Source organism: Luteibacter sp. HA06, from assembly GCF_054061215.1.
Genome location: NZ_JBSSDZ010000001.1, coordinates 3,030,775 through 3,046,746, shown reverse-complemented (window position 1 = coordinate 3,046,746; position 15,972 = coordinate 3,030,775). Strand labels below are relative to the sequence as shown.

The 15,972-nt window shown below is 64.7% G+C and carries 13 protein-coding genes; 3 read left to right on the top strand and 10 right to left on the bottom strand.

Features of this window, described 5'->3' with window-relative positions:
- Window positions 1-5 precede the first annotated feature (5 nt).
- The 3 genes from ACVWWJ_RS13940 to ACVWWJ_RS13930 all read left to right on the top strand — a co-directional run bounded on the left by ACVWWJ_RS13940 (window position 6) and on the right by ACVWWJ_RS13930 (window position 4,650).
- A complete protein-coding gene (locus ACVWWJ_RS13940; protein WP_456968351.1) occupies window positions 6-983 on the top strand; it encodes an efflux RND transporter periplasmic adaptor subunit in 978 nt (325 codons plus the stop codon).
- Window positions 983-4,078 carry an efflux RND transporter permease subunit gene (locus tag ACVWWJ_RS13935; protein ID WP_456968350.1) on the top strand — a complete coding sequence of 1,032 codons (3,096 nt, stop codon included), beginning with the start codon at window positions 983-985 and terminating at the stop codon, window positions 4,076-4,078. Before ACVWWJ_RS13940 ends, ACVWWJ_RS13935 begins: the two co-directional genes overlap by 1 nt.
- 113 nt (window positions 4,079-4,191) lie before the next feature.
- The gene (locus ACVWWJ_RS13930; protein WP_456968349.1) at window positions 4,192-4,650 is read left to right on the top strand and encodes a hypothetical protein; all 459 of its coding nucleotides are present in this window, start codon (window positions 4,192-4,194) and stop codon (window positions 4,648-4,650) included.
- Window positions 4,651-5,314: 664 nt separating this feature from the next.
- Here the strand turns inward: ACVWWJ_RS13930 and ACVWWJ_RS13925 are convergent.
- From ACVWWJ_RS13925 to ACVWWJ_RS13880, 10 genes are read right to left on the bottom strand one after another with little or no spacing between them, the layout of a single operon-like run.
- Window positions 5,315-5,776 (bottom strand): DUF6328 family protein, encoded by a 462-nt coding sequence (locus ACVWWJ_RS13925; RefSeq protein ID WP_456968348.1) that lies wholly within the window; start codon window positions 5,774-5,776, stop codon window positions 5,315-5,317.
- Between the two features lie 49 nt (window positions 5,777-5,825).
- Complete coding sequence (locus tag ACVWWJ_RS13920) at window positions 5,826-7,043, bottom strand: hypothetical protein (protein ID WP_456968347.1); 1,218 nt, start codon at window positions 7,041-7,043, stop codon at window positions 5,826-5,828.
- A complete protein-coding gene (locus tag ACVWWJ_RS13915) occupies window positions 7,040-8,209 on the bottom strand; it encodes a glycosyltransferase family 4 protein (RefSeq protein WP_456968346.1) in 1,170 nt (389 codons plus the stop codon). Before ACVWWJ_RS13915 ends, ACVWWJ_RS13920 begins: the two co-directional genes overlap by 4 nt.
- Window positions 8,206-8,844, bottom strand: a complete 639-nt coding sequence (locus ACVWWJ_RS13910) for a polysaccharide deacetylase family protein (RefSeq protein ID WP_456968345.1) — start codon at window positions 8,842-8,844, stop codon at window positions 8,206-8,208. Before ACVWWJ_RS13910 ends, ACVWWJ_RS13915 begins: the two co-directional genes overlap by 4 nt.
- Entirely contained in the window at window positions 8,841-10,013 is a 1,173-nt protein-coding gene (locus ACVWWJ_RS13905; RefSeq protein WP_456968344.1) for a glycosyltransferase family 4 protein, read from the bottom strand. Before ACVWWJ_RS13905 ends, ACVWWJ_RS13910 begins: the two co-directional genes overlap by 4 nt.
- Window positions 10,010-11,128 carry a glycosyltransferase gene (locus ACVWWJ_RS13900; protein WP_159894777.1) on the bottom strand — a complete coding sequence of 373 codons (1,119 nt, stop codon included), beginning with the start codon at window positions 11,126-11,128 and terminating at the stop codon, window positions 10,010-10,012. The genes ACVWWJ_RS13905 and ACVWWJ_RS13900 overlap by 4 nt, the downstream gene beginning before the upstream one ends.
- Window positions 11,129-12,484: a phenylacetate--CoA ligase family protein gene (locus ACVWWJ_RS13895; protein ID WP_456968343.1), complete on the bottom strand. Its 1,356-nt coding sequence runs from the start codon at window positions 12,482-12,484 to the stop codon at window positions 11,129-11,131. It abuts the gene before it with no gap.
- Window positions 12,481-13,743, bottom strand: a complete 1,263-nt coding sequence (locus tag ACVWWJ_RS13890) for an O-antigen ligase family protein (RefSeq protein ID WP_159894781.1) — start codon at window positions 13,741-13,743, stop codon at window positions 12,481-12,483. The genes ACVWWJ_RS13895 and ACVWWJ_RS13890 overlap by 4 nt, the downstream gene beginning before the upstream one ends.
- A complete protein-coding gene (locus tag ACVWWJ_RS13885) occupies window positions 13,731-14,837 on the bottom strand; it encodes a polysaccharide deacetylase family protein (RefSeq protein WP_456968342.1) in 1,107 nt (368 codons plus the stop codon). The genes ACVWWJ_RS13890 and ACVWWJ_RS13885 overlap by 13 nt, the downstream gene beginning before the upstream one ends.
- Entirely contained in the window at window positions 14,831-15,964 is a 1,134-nt protein-coding gene (locus ACVWWJ_RS13880; protein ID WP_456968341.1) for a glycosyltransferase family 2 protein, read from the bottom strand. Before ACVWWJ_RS13880 ends, ACVWWJ_RS13885 begins: the two co-directional genes overlap by 7 nt.
- Window positions 15,965-15,972: the final 8 nt, after the last annotated feature.

Here is a 15,972-nt window from a genome sequence, read left to right as displayed (position 1 = left end):
GCGGCGTGCCGGCGGGGGTTGTTGTGGATGTGGTGGGGACTCGGCTGCTTGGGGATGAGTTGAAGGCGCCGGGCGAGGTGAAGGTGGATGCGTATGCGACGGTGGTGGTGTCGCCGCGGGTTGCGTCGCAGGTCGTGGCGCGGAAGGCGCGTCTTGGTGATGTCGTGGTCAAGGGGCAGCCCCTGGTCGTGCTGTCCAGCGTGGATGTGGCGGAGACGCAGGGGCAGCTGATTGTTGCGAGCCAGGACTGGCAGCGCGTGTCTTCTCTCGGGCCGCAGGCGGTCTCCGCCCGGCGTTATGGCGAAGCGCTCGTGCAGCGCGATCAGTCGCGTGCGAAGTTGCGTGCCTATGGGCTTACGGAAGGGCAGATCGCAGGCATGCTGAAGCGGGGTTCGGCAGCGGCGAACGGGGAGTTTGAATTGATCTCGCCGGGCGCGGGCAGGATCGTCACCGACGCCTTCATGGTCGGCGAACGCGTCGAGCCGGGCCGGGTGCTGTTCACCGTGGTTACCGAAGACAGCGTGTGGGTGGAGGCGCGACTTTCACCGGCCGACGCCGAGCGCGTGCGCGAAGGGGCGGCGGTGACGGTGCTTGCCCACGGTCGGGAGCTACCCGGCAAGCTGATCGGACGCTCGCACCAGACCGACGAAACGACACGCCGTACCGACCTCCGCGTGCAGGTGGCCAACCGTGACGACCTGCTCCATCCCGGCGAACTGGTCGAGACACGGATCGCTGTGAGTGAGGCGACCGCACGCCTGGCTGTGCCGGCGGAGGCGGTGGTGCTCCTGCGTAACCAGTCCACGTTGTTCGTGCAGGGCAAGAGCGCTGGCCAATTCGAACCCGTGGCGGTGGAAGTGGGTGAAACACGCGGTGGCTGGACTGAAATCCGCCAGGGGGTTGCTGCCGGCACGCCTTACGCACGCAAGGGTGCCTTCGTGCTGAAGGCGCAGATCCTGCGTTCGGAACTGGGGGAAGACTGATGCTGGAACGTCTGGTCGCACTCTCACTCCAGTACAAACTGCTCGTGGTTCTGGCCTTCGCCAGCATCGCCTTTCTCGGTATACAGGCCGTGCGTCAGCTTCCTATCGACGCTTTTCCCGACGTCATGCCCGTGCAGGTGAACGTCTACACCGAGGCACCCGGACTGGCTGCCGAGGATGTGGAGTTGCTGCTCACGACCCCGGTGGAGTCGGCGCTTGCCGGCTTGCCCAAGGTGGCGGATATCCGCTCGGTCAGCCTTTTCGGGCTCTCGTACGTATCGGTCTATTTCGACGACAGCATGGACGTCTGGTTCGCTCGCCAGCTCGTCAATGAACGACTTCAGCAGGTCGCGGAGCGTTTGCCTGCGGGCTACGGCAAACCGGAAATGGGTCCGAACACATCGGGCCTCGGCCAGGTGTTCTGGTACACCGTGGAGCGCGCGGACCATGCGTCGAAGGATGCGCCTTCCGACATGGATCTGCGCGCGCTGCAGGACTGGACGTTACGCCTCGGCCTGCGAACCTCGGCCGGCGTCGACGACGTGAGTTCATGGGGTGGGCAGGAGAAACAGTTTCAGGTACGTATCGATCCCATGCGCCTGATCGCACACGGACTGGGCTTCAGGGACGTGATGCAGGCGCTCGAAGCGAACAACGCCCAGCTCGGCGGCAATGTCATCGACGTCGGGCGCGAGCAGTACCTGGTTCGCGGTCTCGGGCTGGTCCGCAATGCGGCGGACATCGGCAACATCGTGCTGAAAAGCACGGACGGAACGCCGGTTTACGTGCGCGACGTCGCCAGTGTCGTCGAGGCGGGCGCGCCGCGTACCGGTGCCGTCACGCGCGACGGCAAGGAAGTCGTCATGGGGCAGGCGCTCGCCCGCATCGACGAGAACGCGCGCAGCGTCGTCGAGGCGGTCAAGCAGAAGTTGGAGACCGTGAAGAAGGCCCTGCCGCCTGGAGTGCTGGTCAAGCCTGTCTACGAGCGCACCGATCTGGTGGATGCGGCCGTGGGCACGGCAGTGCGCGCGCTGGTCGAAGGCTCCTTGCTCGTGGCGATCGTGTTGTTCCTGTTCCTGGGCGAGCTGCGCAGCGCCCTGATCGTCGTCGTGACACTGCCGTTGGCGATGCTCATGGCCTTCATCGGCATGGGCTGGGCCGGACTGTCGGCCAACCTGATGTCGCTGGCGGGCCTGGCAATCGGTATCGGCATGATGGTCGATGGCGCGGTGGTCATGGTCGAGAGCGCGTTTCGGATCATGGCCGAGCGCAAGGCGACCGGCGAGCCCGTCGATCGCACGGCCGCCGTGCTGGAAGCGGCGCGCGAGGTGGCCCAGCCGTTGGCCTTTGCGATTCTGATCATCATCGTGGTCTTCCTGCCACTGTTCAGCCTGCAAGGGCTGGAAGGCAAGATGTTCAAGCCGATGGCGTTCAATATTGCCTTCGCCATGGGCGGCTCGCTGCTTCTGTCGCTTACCCTCGTGCCGGTGCTGGCGGCGCTGGTCCTGAAGCCGAAGGAGGAGAAAGACACGCGGCTGGTCGCCGTGCTGAAGCGCGGCTACGCCCGGGCACTGACATGGTCGCTGCGTCGTCGTCGCGTCGTCGTCGGCGTGGCTCTTGCGGCCCTGATCGGCGCGGTCGCCTTGTTCCCCTTCCTGGGCAAGGAGTTCATGCCCAACCTCCGCGAGGGCGCGATCATGTGGCGAATCACGTCAATTCCCTCCGCGTCGCTCGACGAATCCATTGCGCTGTCGCGACGCGTCGCCGAGCGTATCCAGGCGACATTCCCTGAGGTAGAGACCACGCTGGCGATGATCGGTCGGGCTGAGAAGGGCGAGACAGCCGACGTGAACTACATGGAGGTATATACGCCGCTGAAGCCGCGCTCGGCCTGGCGGGACGGGCAGACACTCGAGTCCATCGAAGCGGATATGCAAAAGGAGTTGACGGACGCTTTGCCAACGGCCGTCGTCAGCTACACCCAGCCGATCCAGATGCGTATCGAGGAGCTGATATCAGGGGTTCGTGCCACGCTTGCGCTGAAGATCTACGGTGACGATCTCGATCAGCTCGATCGTGTCAGTGCGCAACTGAAGGACGTGCTTGCTGCGGTGCCCGGCGTGGCCGATCTGTCGCTCGAGGCCAACATCGGCAAACCGCAGATTCGGATCGAGGTCGATCGGGACGCCCTCGCTCGTTACGGGTTAAACGCTGACGACGTGCTTACGGTAGTCCGCAACGGCATCGGCGGCGAACCCGTCGGGGCCCTGTTGGATGGCGTTCGTCGCTTCGATATCAGCGTTCGCCTGGATGATGCGAGCAAGGCGTCGCTGCCTGCCATTGAGAGGATTCCGTTGCGGACTCCGGGAGGGGCACTGGTGCAGTTGTCGCAGGTGGCGAAGGTCAGCGAGGCGGAAGGCTACTCCTTCATTCGGCGCGAGGCATTGCGCCGCTATGCGGTCATCCAGATGGACGTGCGCGGCCGTGACATCGACGGCTTTGTGCGGGAGGCTGAGGCAAAGATCGCTGCGAGCGTCACGTTGCCACAAGGCTCGTACACAGCCTGGGGTGGGGCGTTCGAGAACCAGCAGCGGGCGTTGAAGCGGCTGGCCCTCATCGTGCCTGTCACCATCTTCTTCATCTTCGTCCTGCTGTATACGGCGTTTCAGTCCGCACGGCATGCGGCCCTGGTGCTGGCGAACGTGCCGTTCGCGGTCATCGGTGGCGTGGTCGGGTTGTTTGTCACCGGACAGTACCTGTCGGTGCCATCGGCGATCGGGTTCATCGCCGTGTTCGGGGTGGCGATGTTGAACGGGATCGTGTTGGTGAGCTTCCTCAATGGGCGGCGCGCGTCCGGGTTGTCGGTTCGCGAGGCCGTTCTGAGCGGTACGGCGCAGCGACTGCGGCCGGTGTTGATGACGGCTAGCGTGGCGATTCTTGGGCTGTTGCCCATGCTGCTTTCGTCGGGGGTGGGGGCGGAGACGCAGCGGCCGTTGGCGACGGTGGTGGTCGGGGGGCTGATCAGTTCGACGTTGCTGACGTTGATTCTGCTACCGGTGCTTTATGACTGGTTGGAGAGGAGGAGGGGGGACTGAGGCGCGACCCCTCGCAATGTCGAAGAACGAAGCGTGGGTCAGTCGAAAACCCGGGGCATTTTTCAGAATCTTCCGATATCTGAGCACTGTCGCGGCAAGTAGTCTTCCGGCCCATGACTTGGAAGAAGTGGATCATCGCGGCGGCCTCGACGGCCATGGCCAGACGTTTCCCTGTGCTGTGGACGGCGATGTTCTTCGGCGCTGTCCCACTGCTGATGCGTTTGGCGTCCTCCCTGGTCGAAGGTGGACTTTCGCTCCAACTGGGGGCCGCGAATGTCGCGGCCGAGCCATTCATAGGGTCGGCGGCCTTCGTACCGGGGGCGATCGGCTTCCTCAAATACGGCTCGCGGGATCACGTCCTGGCCTACGGACTATGGGTCGTGACCTTCCTCTCCGTGGCCATCGTTGGCATCGTGATGTTGGAGGCCTTCAGCCCGCCTCGGGAGTGGAGCGGGTCGCTCGCACTGCCCGGACTGATCATCTGCAACTGCTGCGCCGGCGCACTGGTCGGCGGCTTCGTTCTGCGAATTCGGTGGTATCGCCGCCGAATCGGGCGTGTCGCGGCCAGATGACTGTTTCTCCTGGTTTTTCTCCATGAGCGCCCGCACGCACATTTCACGCGTCCTGTACGGGCGCGATGAAAGATTCCTCACCATGGAGTGTTGCGAGCAGCCGGCTCTGGCTGCGGCCGTCACGGGGACTGGCGATGAAAGGGAAAGGGGCCAGATTACTGTTGTGGGTGGCGAGCGCCCTTCTGGCGTTCGCGTCGGCTGTGGGGGCTGCGCACGAGGTGCGAGACAAGGATGCCGGCTGCTTCAAGAAAATCGCCTGGCAGGAGTCTTCCTTCGGCGCTCAGGATGACCCGGAAGAGATCTTCGTTTCCGCAGAGGCATTCGACCAGCTCGCCGGTTGTGTCAGGCAGGTGGCGCCTGCGATGGCGGGTCCGACAGGCAGGATTGTCCACCTCGGACGTACTTACGTCAGGTCGCCTCAGTATCCGGGGGCGTGCGACAAGATCAAGGGAGACCGTGTTCGCTACGAGTGGTGTACGGGGGCACGCGGACCTTCGACGCATGATCCGAAGCTGATCGGGTGTACGAATGAGTATTGCGACTTCAACGTGGCGGATACGCAGCGAAGGTTTGGCGGGAATTAGGGCATCGCCGCTGAGCGGCTCCCACACAACCCATCGTAAGAGCCGATTCATCGGCGATGCTTCTTACGACCAAGCGGCCACTACACGTGTCCGCGACCGCGGAGCCACAGAGGCAGCACCCACCACATCAACGCAATCAGTGTGCCGAGTGCGCCGGCTGCGATGTTGCCGATGATGTCGCCCATAACGGCGGAGAGCACCAGCTGCGTGACCAGCACGATGGCTATCGCGAGGGCCACTGCTCCGGCCAACATCTGTCTCCCGGCAACCACCTTGAACCGCTCGCGATCGCGCAGCGGGCGTATCAAGCGGTGTTGTATGGCTGGGCCGCTAAGCATGACAAGGCTGATCAACGAGAAAACGAAGGTCGCGAGAAAGATATGCTGTTCGGCGCCGACCAATCGCGCGAAACCAGGTGCGAATGGAACGGCGATCAGGAAGCCGGAGAGCAGCTGAGCGGCTGGGAGGAGGACACGGAGTTCGCCCAACAGGTCGGTAAGGTCACCATCGCCACTCTCGCCGTCGGTATCGAACGTAGACATGAGGTGTCGATCTCCCGCTCTGTAGGAGCCGATTTATCGGCGATGGGGTTTACGACACGGTTGGGATCGCCGCTGAAGCGGCTCCCACAGTCGAGGTGTTGGTGTTGGTGGTTGCAGGCTTACCGGGCATGGGGAGTTCGTAGTCGCGGTAGCGGCCGGGGTCGCCGGTTTTGCCGGCTTCGGCGGCTTTGGCGATGTTGTACATCTCGCGAGCGCTGACGTAGTGCAGCACGTAGTCGCGGCCGTCGTTGTAGGCGGATTCGAGATAGTCGTGCATCGCGTCGACGGGCTGGCCGAGGAGGGTGTCCATATCGCCTTCCTGCGTGCCGTGCGTGTGGATCTTGATGAAGATCCACTCCGGGCGGCCTTCCACGTGGATGCCGGTGCGTACCCACTGGTCCACGCGCGACGGCGTGGGCGGAGAGCCGCGGCGGATGTCCGAGTTCTCGATGCGCGGGATGATGCCGAAGCGGCGGTTCTTCCAGTTCAGACCGAGCACGCCCTGGATGATCAGCAGGTCGCCCGACGGCTTGCCGCCCACGCGCATGCGCACGCCGGTGTCGTGCGACTTGCACTTATGCGGATCGTCGGTGGCGTAGTAGATAGCGTTCGACATCCGCGTCTGCGTGTCGCTGGGTGCGGAGGGCAGGGTGAAGTCGGCGTAGCAGCCGAGTTCGCGCAGCAGGATCAGTTCGTTGTTGATGCCGCACCAGCGGCCATCCGCACGCGAGTTATCGAGGCACCAGTTGCCGTGGATGAAGGCGAAGCGCAGCTGACCGGTGACGGGATCGCGCGGCAGGGCATTGTGCTTGTCGTGCAGCAGGCGGTTGAAGCGGTCGATGGTGGCGACGAAGTTTTCCGGCGTGTCGTTGTCGTGGTGCAGGTGGATCTCGATTTCGCCGTAACCATCCGCGCAGAGCGACTCGATCTTGTCGAGGTGCTCTTCCACGTATTCCTCTTCAGGGTAGAAGAAGCTGTGTTGTGGCACGCGACCGTCCGCATCGCGGTGGCGCGATGCCAGGGCGCGGTAGTCGGTGCACCAGCGGTCGACACGGCGGCGCTGCGTGTCCATGTCCACCCGGCCCCAGTTGGGTTCGAAGTGGTCGACGAAACAGAACATGACGTGGACGGGTCCGGAAACCTTCGGCGGCTTCGTCCGGGTGAGGTAGCCCCACAGCCAGTACTGCATGTTTCGCGCGCGAATCGCCACGGTCACCGCGGCGGCGAAGGCGAGAAGGACCAGGACGATCAGGGCGACGAAGATCACGCGGCGGCTCCGGCTGGCATCAGGGTGAGCAGCTGCTCGGCGTTGTTACGCCACTGCCGTTCACTGGCGATGTAATCCCGCGCGGCATGACCCACGCGTTTGCGCTCATCGGTAAGCCGGGCCAGCTCGAGCACGCGCTCGACACAGGCGGCGGCGTCGCCACGCGGGAACAACCACCCCGTGCGGCCATCGGCGATCACTTCGGCGACCGGCGCGTAGTCCGGTGCGACCATGGGAACGCCCATGCCCATGAACTCGAACAGTTTCATGGGAGAGCCGTAGTGATTGGAATTCGGCAACACGGCATAGTCCATGCAGGCGATCCAGCTGGCCACGTCCTCGTGCGGCACGCGGCCAGGCAGGAGGACGCGATCGCTCAGGCCGCGTTCGGCGACCAGGGCACGCACGGCCGGCAGGGTCTTGCCGTCGCCAACGAACACCAGCGCCAGTTCCGGCACATCATGCAGCCGGTTGGCGATTGCCTCGACGAAGTCGTCGACGCCATGCCAGTGGGCGAAGGCGCCGATATGACCGCACACGGTGCGTCCGGTCAGCCCGCGCTCGGCGCGCAGGGCATCGCGGTCGAACCGAGCCGGATCGAACCGGGCCAGGTCGACGGCATTTGGTGAGATCACCGAGGGCGCGATGTTTCCGTAGGCCCCGATGGCTTCGTCGCGAAAGTAGGTGGAGATGAAAACCAGGCCGGTCGCATGCCTCAGGCACCAGCCTTCGATCCGACGTGCCAGTCCCTTCATCGTCAGCGGGCGGACGCGGTCAACCAGTGCGGAGTCGTTGATCTCGAGCACCAGCGGAATGCCGCGACGGCGGGCCAGCCATACCGTGGCGAACAGGAAGAGCGAGTAGCGCTCGTAAATCAGCTTCGGCGGATGGTCGCGCCAGGCGCGGGTCATGCGGACCAGGGTGACGAGGTTGTAGAGCAGCTCGAAGACTTCGAAAACGACGCCCGGGAGCTTGGTAACGAATCCTGCCAGCCGGCCGCGCCCGCCGGTCCCGGCAGTTTCGGGCACTTCGCGTTCGGGATCCGCACCCGGGAACGACATGACCGACACGTCGTGGCCCAACTCACGCAAGGCGTGAACGATGCCACGAATATGTACGCCCTCCACGTGGCGCCCGCGCGTCCGGTGGTGGTAAAGGATGTTCACGGCGCGTTGCCAGGGAGCGCTCCGAAGCGGATGCCCTGGTCGATCCACTCGGGCAGGAGCACATCCAGCGCATCGGCGGCCTTGTCGCTGTCGTCGTGCATGAGCACGATGTCACCGGCGGCGGGTGGGTCGTCCCGCAGACGCGAGATCAGTGCTTCGATCGGACGATCCTGATAATCGAGGCTGTCGTACGACCAGTAGATGAAACTGCGTTTGCGCCGGGCGAAATGCAGGAGAAGCTTCGCTCCCACATAGCCGTGCGGCGGCCGCATGCGGTGATGCGGGCGGTTGTCGAACAGGCGCAGCAGGGCGTCGGTCCGGTAGACCTCGTCGAGCTGCTTGCGCAGGTCCATGTTACTGAAGGACCAATGGCTGTACGAGTGGTTGCCTATCATGTGACCGTCGGCGACGATCCGCTGGACGATCTCCGGGTACTGCTCGATCTTCTCGCCTACCAGGAAGAAGCTCGCCTTGACGTTATGACGCGCCAACGTGTCGAGCAGCCTCGGCGTGTGTTCCGGGTCGGGACCGTCGTCGAAACTGAGGTAGCGCAGGTCGTGGTCGCGCGTGCGGGTGAGCACTAGCGCTTCCGGCAGCAGGCCGAGCAAGTCGTGCTTTTTGAGCTTCCAGTTCATGCATTGGCGCCAAGATGTGCCGGTTGCCCGGCGGCTACGCGATGGAGTGTGTGTTCGAGCCGGTCGATGTTTTCGTCCCAGCGGAAGGTGGCCGCATGCGATGCGATCATGACGGGATCGAAATGGCGCTCGAAGGCCTCGACCAGGGCCGTGCCAAGCTCGTGCGGCTGATGCGCGGGTACCAGGATGCCCGCCGTTTCCGGAACCACTTCGGGAATACCACCCACCGCCGTTGCCACGATCGGTGTGCCACAGGCCATGGCCTCGAGCACGACGTTGGGGACGCCTTCGTTGTGACTCGGCAGACAGAGCACGTCCGCGGCACGGAACCAGTCGGCCAGGGCCGCATGATCCACGGCGCCTTCGAAACGCACCGCCGGTGAACAGCACAATGAGGCAGCACGATCCTCCAGGTTGGCGCGCGAGGCGCCTTCACCCACGTAGATCAAGCGTACGTCGTGATGTCGTTTTACCAGCATGGGAAACGCTTCGATGAGGTCGTGGCAGCCTTTGGTGGCCTTGAGGTTACCTGCGTACAGCACGATGGGCACTTCGGCCGGAAGGCCTAGCCTTTGTCGCGCGGCGACGCGGTCGCCCCGGTTGAAGATGCGCGTGTCGACGCCGTTGTAAATGGTTTCGACGGCGTCTGCGGGCGCGCCCAGTTCGACCGCCTTGTTGGCGAGCGCCCGGCTAACCGCGACCACCGCGCCGGCACCACGCAGGGCCGCACGAATTTGCGGCCGGCGCAGGCGCGCCTCGGCCTGCACATTCAGGTCGCTGCCGTGCACCTTGACCACATAGGGAATGCCGAGCAGCCGCGCGACCCACGCGCCTGCCACCGCATCGGGAAACGCCCAGCTGGCCAGGAGAACGTCGTAGCGCGCGGCGCGCAGCTCCCGGCCGCGCTGCCACATCACGCAGGCGAAGAAACAAAGCGCGTTGAGGAAGCGGCCGATGCCCGGCGGGTGATAGAACGTGAAATGGTCCCGCTTGAGACCAGGAACGTGCACGCTGCCTTGTTCCCCGGCCATGCGCTCGCGGAAGTCGACGGCGGTGAGCACATCCACCTCATGCCGCTCCGCCAGGCGTTGGAACTGCTGGCGGTTGAAGGTGCCGCGGCGCGGGTCCCACGGAGTGGGAAACAGGTTGGTCAGGATCAGGATTTTCATGACGCCGCCTCCATGTCGCCAAAGTAGAGCTTTCCGTACCGGGTCGCCATGGCTTCGAGCGAGCCATGGGTTTCGACCCACTGGCGGGCTGCGCGGCCGAACGACGACGCACGCTGGGATTCGTGGAGCAACCCAAGGATGCCCCGGGCCAGGGCCGGTGCGTCGGCCGGGGGAACCAGACGCCCGGTGGCATCGTCGTGGACGATCTCGGCGTTGCCGCCCACGTCGGTCGCGACGATCGGCAGGCCTGTGGCGCAGGCTTCGAGCAAGGCCATCGAGTAGCCCTCGGTGATCGACGAGAGCACGAACATATCCAGGCCTTGCAGTAATTGGCGTACGTCGTTGCGGTCGCCGAGGAAATGTACGCTGCCCGCCACGCCTTCGTCATAGGCGCAGGCGCGGAGGGTCTCGCGCAGTTCGCCATCGCCGACCAGCACCAGAACGGTGTCCGGACGGCTCTGGTGGACCTCGCGGAAGGCACGGATCAGGCTGGCCTGGTCCTTGGCCCAGTTGAGCCGGCCAACCGTACCGATAATGCGCGTGCCCGTCGGCACGTTGAGCATGCGGGTGAGCCGCTCGTGCATGGTGTCCGAAGCCAGTTCGAAGCCACCGAGCACGATGCCGTTGGGTACCACGCATGCCTTCGCAGCCGGAACGATGCCACGGCGCACGGCATCGTGACGGGCGGCCTCGCAGACGGCGACCACGGCATCGGTAGCCTTCATGGCGCGGCGGAACAGCCATTCGCGCCGGCCGGGCTTCTGTTGGCCACCCATGCCATGGCGCGTGTTCACTACCTGGCGAATTCCCATGCCTGCCGAAGCCAACACGGCCTGGTAGTGTGCGACGGCGTTATGGGTATGCAAGACCTCCGTACGGTGCCCGGCCATGAACCCACGCGCGCGACCTATCGCGCGGAGATCGAAGCCGGTCTGCTTGTGGCAGGCGTGTACGGGAATGCCGAGGGCATCCAGTTCGCCCGCGAGTGAGCCGCGCTCGAACAGGCAAACCACCTGCACCTTGTGGCCGAGGCGATGCTGCTCGGTGACCAGGTCGAGCACCATGCGCTCCAGGCCGCCGCGATTCAGATTCTCGACGAAGTGGGTGATGTTCACTCAGGTCAGCTCCGAAACGGTGACGCGCAACTTGCCGCTACGGGTGAGCGGAATATCGTCGACGAAGTGGCAGTGCAGTTCGGCGCTTTCGCCGAGCACCTTCGCCACTTCATGGCGGATGTAGTCGAGCGATGCGTCGTTGAAGGCATCGCCGCGCACGATCGATAGATCCAGGCGGTCCAGTCGACGCTGTACGAGCTGGAAGCGTGTCAGTCCCGGCACATCCTTGAGCATGTGCGGGAAGAACTCACCCGGCAGCACATGGCCCGCCGGCGTGCGGATGGCGTCGAGCTTGCGCCCGTCCACCGAGGCCAGCATGGGCAGGCCCCGGCCGCAGGGGCACGGCGCAGCGCTGGCATGCGTGGCCATGTCACCGTTGACGTAGCGGATAAACGGCATGCCGTAGTTGAACAGGTCGGTGATCGCGATCTCTCCGCTGCCCGTCTGGAGCGGCTGGCCATTCGCGTCCAGTGTCTCGACGACGAGATGATCGGCGTTCACATGCAGGCCGTTCCGGTGCTCGCACTCGGAAGCGATGAGCATGAATTCACGGCAGCCATAGGTGTTGAAGGCCGGTGCACCGAAGGCGCGTTCGATGATGTCGCGCTGGAACGGGTGAAGGGCCTCGGCGGCGCCGATGATCGAGGTCGGGGCGGCGACGCGACGATTGTTGGCCAGCAGCCACTCGGCGAGGCGGACCAGGGGGCCGACATAACCGACGATGACTTCCGGCCGGTAGGCGTCGATCGCGTCGGCGTACTCGGCGAGGTTCGTTTCGCTCATTCGAAAGCTGTCGAGCAGCTTGCGCGCGAAGACGGCATTGTAGAGGCGGTCCTTCAGCTGATGGCTCGCACTTGGGTTGCCGACAGGGCCACCCCAGAGGAACAGCGTGCGCCGGCCCATGCGCGAACCGGCCCAGCCATAGCCGCGCCACATGACCGCGACACGACGGTCGTTGCTCTCGCGGGTGAAACCGAAACGCAGCGGTTCGCCAGTGGAACCGCCGGTGGCCTTGTAGCCGAGCCCGGCCTTCAGCGACGTCGCCTTGAGTTCGTCCGCGTGGCTGCGGATATCGGCCTTGGTCAGCACGGGCAGCTTCGCGAAGTCGGCCAGGCTACGAATGTCCTGCGGAACGATGCCGAGGGCGGTCCAGCGTTCCCGGTAAAACGGCACCTCGCGGTAGCACCACTCGAGCAGGCGCTGCAGGCGTTCGAACTGAAGCGCTTCGAGGCGCTCCGGGCTCAGCCACTGATCGGCTTCGTAACGACGCATGTGCCGCGGGGTTTCGCGCCGACGCAAGCCACCCTCATAGGCGGGCCAGATGACATTGCGCAGGGCGGATTCGTAGAGGCTCATACGGTTCTCAGCAGCACGGCGACGAGAACGAAGAGGGCGGCGACACTACCCGCGGCGGCTGGCACCCAACGCCATCCGCCATCGGACAAGCGAAAGAAGGGCAGTTCCGGCCAGCGCTTGCGTGCGCCGATGTAATGACCCGCGACCATCGCGGCGATCAGGTAAAGCACCACCATGTAGCTACGGCTGAGGAAAAACGCGGCGGCGAACAGGCCACACAGCGAAAGCAGCAGGGTGAGCGCCATCTGCTTCTCCATCGCCCACTCGGCCTCTACTTTGGGATCGTTGCCGGGAACGCGCACGTGGCGAATGATGGTCAGCATCATCCAGAAGCCGTAGCCGACAAACGCAAGCCAGGTGACGAAGCCGACGAAACCGGTCTCGGCCAGCACCAGCACGAAGGAGTTGTGTGCGGTGAGCTCGTTGTACTCGGTGAAGTTGCCGGCGCCGACGCCGAAGGCCGGGTTGTCGCGGAACATCTCCAGGCCGGCGTACCAGGCATCGACACGACCCGCTGCCGATTCTTCTCCCGCGTCCAGCTCGTCCATGCGCGAGGAAACCAGTTTCATCGCCGTGAGGCCGATCACGCCGAGGATGCCCGCCGTGACGATGCCGCGCCGGTACCACACGTAGCAGCCGCCGATGATGAGCACGGCGAGCAGGGCGCCGCGCGAATTTGTCAATACGATGCCGTAGAGCAGCAGCAGGACAGAGCCTAACCAGACCGGACGCATCATGCCGCCTCCGCGACGGCCAAGGAACACGGCCATCGGCAGGCAGGCGGCGAACAGCAGGCCCAGGTCGTTCGGATCGTTGAAGATGCCGACGTACTGGATACGGCCGCCTTCGCTCAACGGGATGCCGGTCCAGCCGGTACCGAGCTGGGACTGCTCCACACCGTGCAGGGCGAGCACGGCGGCGCAGGCGACGAATACGCCCATGGCGACGCGCACACGCTTCTGCGTATTGCAGGCTGCGCCGAAAACGAAGAAGGCGATGACCACGGGGCCGAACCGTGCGAGTTCGTCGATCGCGCCGCCGGTCCAGCCATTGGTCACCTCGGAGATCATCAGGATCAACAGGAAGGCGGGCAGGATGAGGAACTGCGGCGCGGCGAAGGTCTTCGTGTTCGAGAACAGCCACGACGCGAAGGCGAGCAGGAGCACGACCGATAGCACGGGCACGTTCTCCAGTCCCGGCAGGTAATCCTGCGGCCGGATGATCGTCAGCACCACGTAGAGGAGGATCAGGGGGAACATGCGTGATCCTTCGGGCCGTTTGCTTCGTGCGACGGCGTGGGGTAGCTCATCAGCTGTGGCAGGGCGAGCATCGCGGCGAACCAGCCTGGCCCCATGTTGCTCTCCACCGGCAAACGGTAGAGGGAGTAACGATTCTCGGAGGGCTCCGCATTGGTCCCGCAGATATAGCTGCAGCCGAGCTTGAACCCCGCGTTCCGCGTTGCCGCGATGACGGCGTCGTTGTAGGCGCGATCGCCTCCGACCGGATACGACATCACCAGGGCTGGATTGCGCAGCTCACGGTCAAGGGTGGTCTTGGACTCGCGGATTTCCCGCTCCATCTCCGCCTGCGGCAAGCGCGCCAGCATGCGGTGATGCACCCCATGTGAGCCGAACTCGAGCCCGGCGGCTTCCATCTCGCGGATCTGATCCCAGGTCATCGGGCGACAGTCGATCGGCCTTGCTTTCGCCGACGGCATGTTCCACTCGGCCTCGAGGCGCTCGGTCATCGCCGTCTGGCCAAGGGCGTCCAGCCACTTCATCTTGAGCAGGATGCTGCCGGCGATACGGCGACGCGAAGCACGGTCTGGCGGTAAGGGAATATCGATCTGCAGTTCCGGCAGCACCAGACGCGGTGCGCTGGTCATGAGGATCATGTGGACCAGCCAGTCATAGGCATACGGCCTGCCGCTGTCGATATGACCGGTGGAGACGAAGAAGGTCGCCGGTATGCCGAGTTCGTCGAGGATCGGTGCGGCGATCCGGTAGTTATCGTCGTAGCCGTCGTCGAAGGTGACGGCGACGGTGTCCGGCGGCAGCGCCTCGCCCGCGTCGAGCGCAGCAACGACGTCGGTCAGCCGCATCGGCCGGAAGTACTTGCGGATACGTAGCATCTGCTCGCGGAACTGGTCAGGCGGCGTGCTGATGAGTTCGAGGTCGAACTCATACGTGTCCGGATCCGGCAGGGGCATGATGCGGTGGTAAGCCAGAATGCGCAGGTCGCGCTGCCACCACGCGCGTACGCGCTGCAACGAATGCAGCAAGCCGCTGGAATAACACAGTTCGCCGAGCCGGCCACGAATGCCTGGAGCGCCACCGTTCATATCGATCACCATAGGTGCAGCCTTCGATTGCGTGCAAAGGCCAGCAAGGCCTGGGCCGCGAAGAGGTTGAGGTAGAAGAACGCGACAGCGATACGTAGCGGAAGCAGGCGACCGAGGGCGGGGCGCAGGCGCGCGAGACCGACCATGAGGGCACCCGCGACCAGGCAGCAGAAAGCGACGGCGTACATCGGGTGACGCGTGAACAGCAGGCCTGTGCTCACCGTGAGTGAAAGGATGAGCCACGGGGCGAGCAGGCGCAGCAGCTTGTGGCTGACGAAGCGCATCCACAGCGGGTTACGCCAGGGAACGAGCAGCCAGGGAGCGAGCTGGATCAACTGGTAATTGCCGGCGAGCGTGCGGATCTTGCGGCGGCGCTCGTCTTCCGGCACCTGCGAGGGCTGGTCCCAGGCCATGGCGCGCGGCTCGAAGACCACGCGCTTGCCCTGGGCCGCGACGCGCATCGGCACGAGTACGTCGTCGAGCACCGTGCCGGGCGGAATGGGCTGGAACAGGCTGCGGCGAATGGCGTAAAGCGCACCGCTCACGCCGATGGTGGAACCGGAACGGCTTTCGGCGTGGCGGATGCCTTTCTCGTAACGCCAGTAGAAATCGACGCCCTGCGCGAAGCCTGTGCGGATGTTTTCCATGTGGAGTTCACCGCCGACCGCCCCCACGCCGGGATCGGCCAGGTTGGCGACGAGTTCGGTCAGCGCGGTGGGCGATAGTTTCTGGCGCACATCGGTGAACAGCAGCACCTCGCCGCGGGTAAGGGCGACCGCATCGTTGAGGCAGGCGGCCTTGCCGCGGCGATTCGGGAAATCGAGCACGGTAAGGCGAGGATCGGTGGAGCGGCGAGCGGTGGTCACCGTGTTGTCGTGGCAGCCATCGCAGGCGATCACGATATCGATGAGTTCGGCCGGATAGTCCAGCGCCTGCAGCGTGGCCAGTTTCGAGCGGATGAAACCAGCGCCGTCGTGCACGGCGATCACGATGCTGACCGTCGGCAGGATGGCGCGACGTGCTACCGGTCGCGGCCGAAGGCGGGCCTGCAGCCATACCAGCACGGGATAGCCCACGAAGACGTGGACCAGCAGCAGGGCCGATAGCCAGCAGACGAGCCAGGCAAGGTGCGTGATCATGGCGTTCC

Excerpts from the sequence above, each read along its gene's own strand:
- ACVWWJ_RS13935 (WP_456968350.1), top strand. The coding sequence starts at position 983 with ATGCTGGAACGTCTGGTCGCACTCTCACTCCAGTACAAACTGCTCGTG.
- ACVWWJ_RS13930 (WP_456968349.1), top strand. The coding sequence starts at position 4,192 with ATGACTTGGAAGAAGTGGATCATCGCGGCGGCCTCGACGGCCATGGCC.
- ACVWWJ_RS13925 (WP_456968348.1), bottom strand. The coding sequence starts at position 5,776 with ATGTCTACGTTCGATACCGACGGCGAGAGTGGCGATGGTGACCTTACC.
- ACVWWJ_RS13910 (WP_456968345.1), bottom strand. The coding sequence starts at position 8,844 with ATGAACTGGAAGCTCAAAAAGCACGACTTGCTCGGCCTGCTGCCGGAA.
- ACVWWJ_RS13905 (WP_456968344.1), bottom strand. The coding sequence starts at position 10,013 with ATGAAAATCCTGATCCTGACCAACCTGTTTCCCACTCCGTGGGACCCG.
- ACVWWJ_RS13895 (WP_456968343.1), bottom strand. The coding sequence starts at position 12,484 with ATGAGCCTCTACGAATCCGCCCTGCGCAATGTCATCTGGCCCGCCTAT.
- ACVWWJ_RS13890 (WP_159894781.1), bottom strand. The coding sequence starts at position 13,743 with ATGTTCCCCCTGATCCTCCTCTACGTGGTGCTGACGATCATCCGGCCG.
- ACVWWJ_RS13885 (WP_456968342.1), bottom strand. The coding sequence starts at position 14,837 with ATGGTGATCGATATGAACGGTGGCGCTCCAGGCATTCGTGGCCGGCTC.
- ACVWWJ_RS13880 (WP_456968341.1), bottom strand. The coding sequence starts at position 15,964 with ATGATCACGCACCTTGCCTGGCTCGTCTGCTGGCTATCGGCCCTGCTG.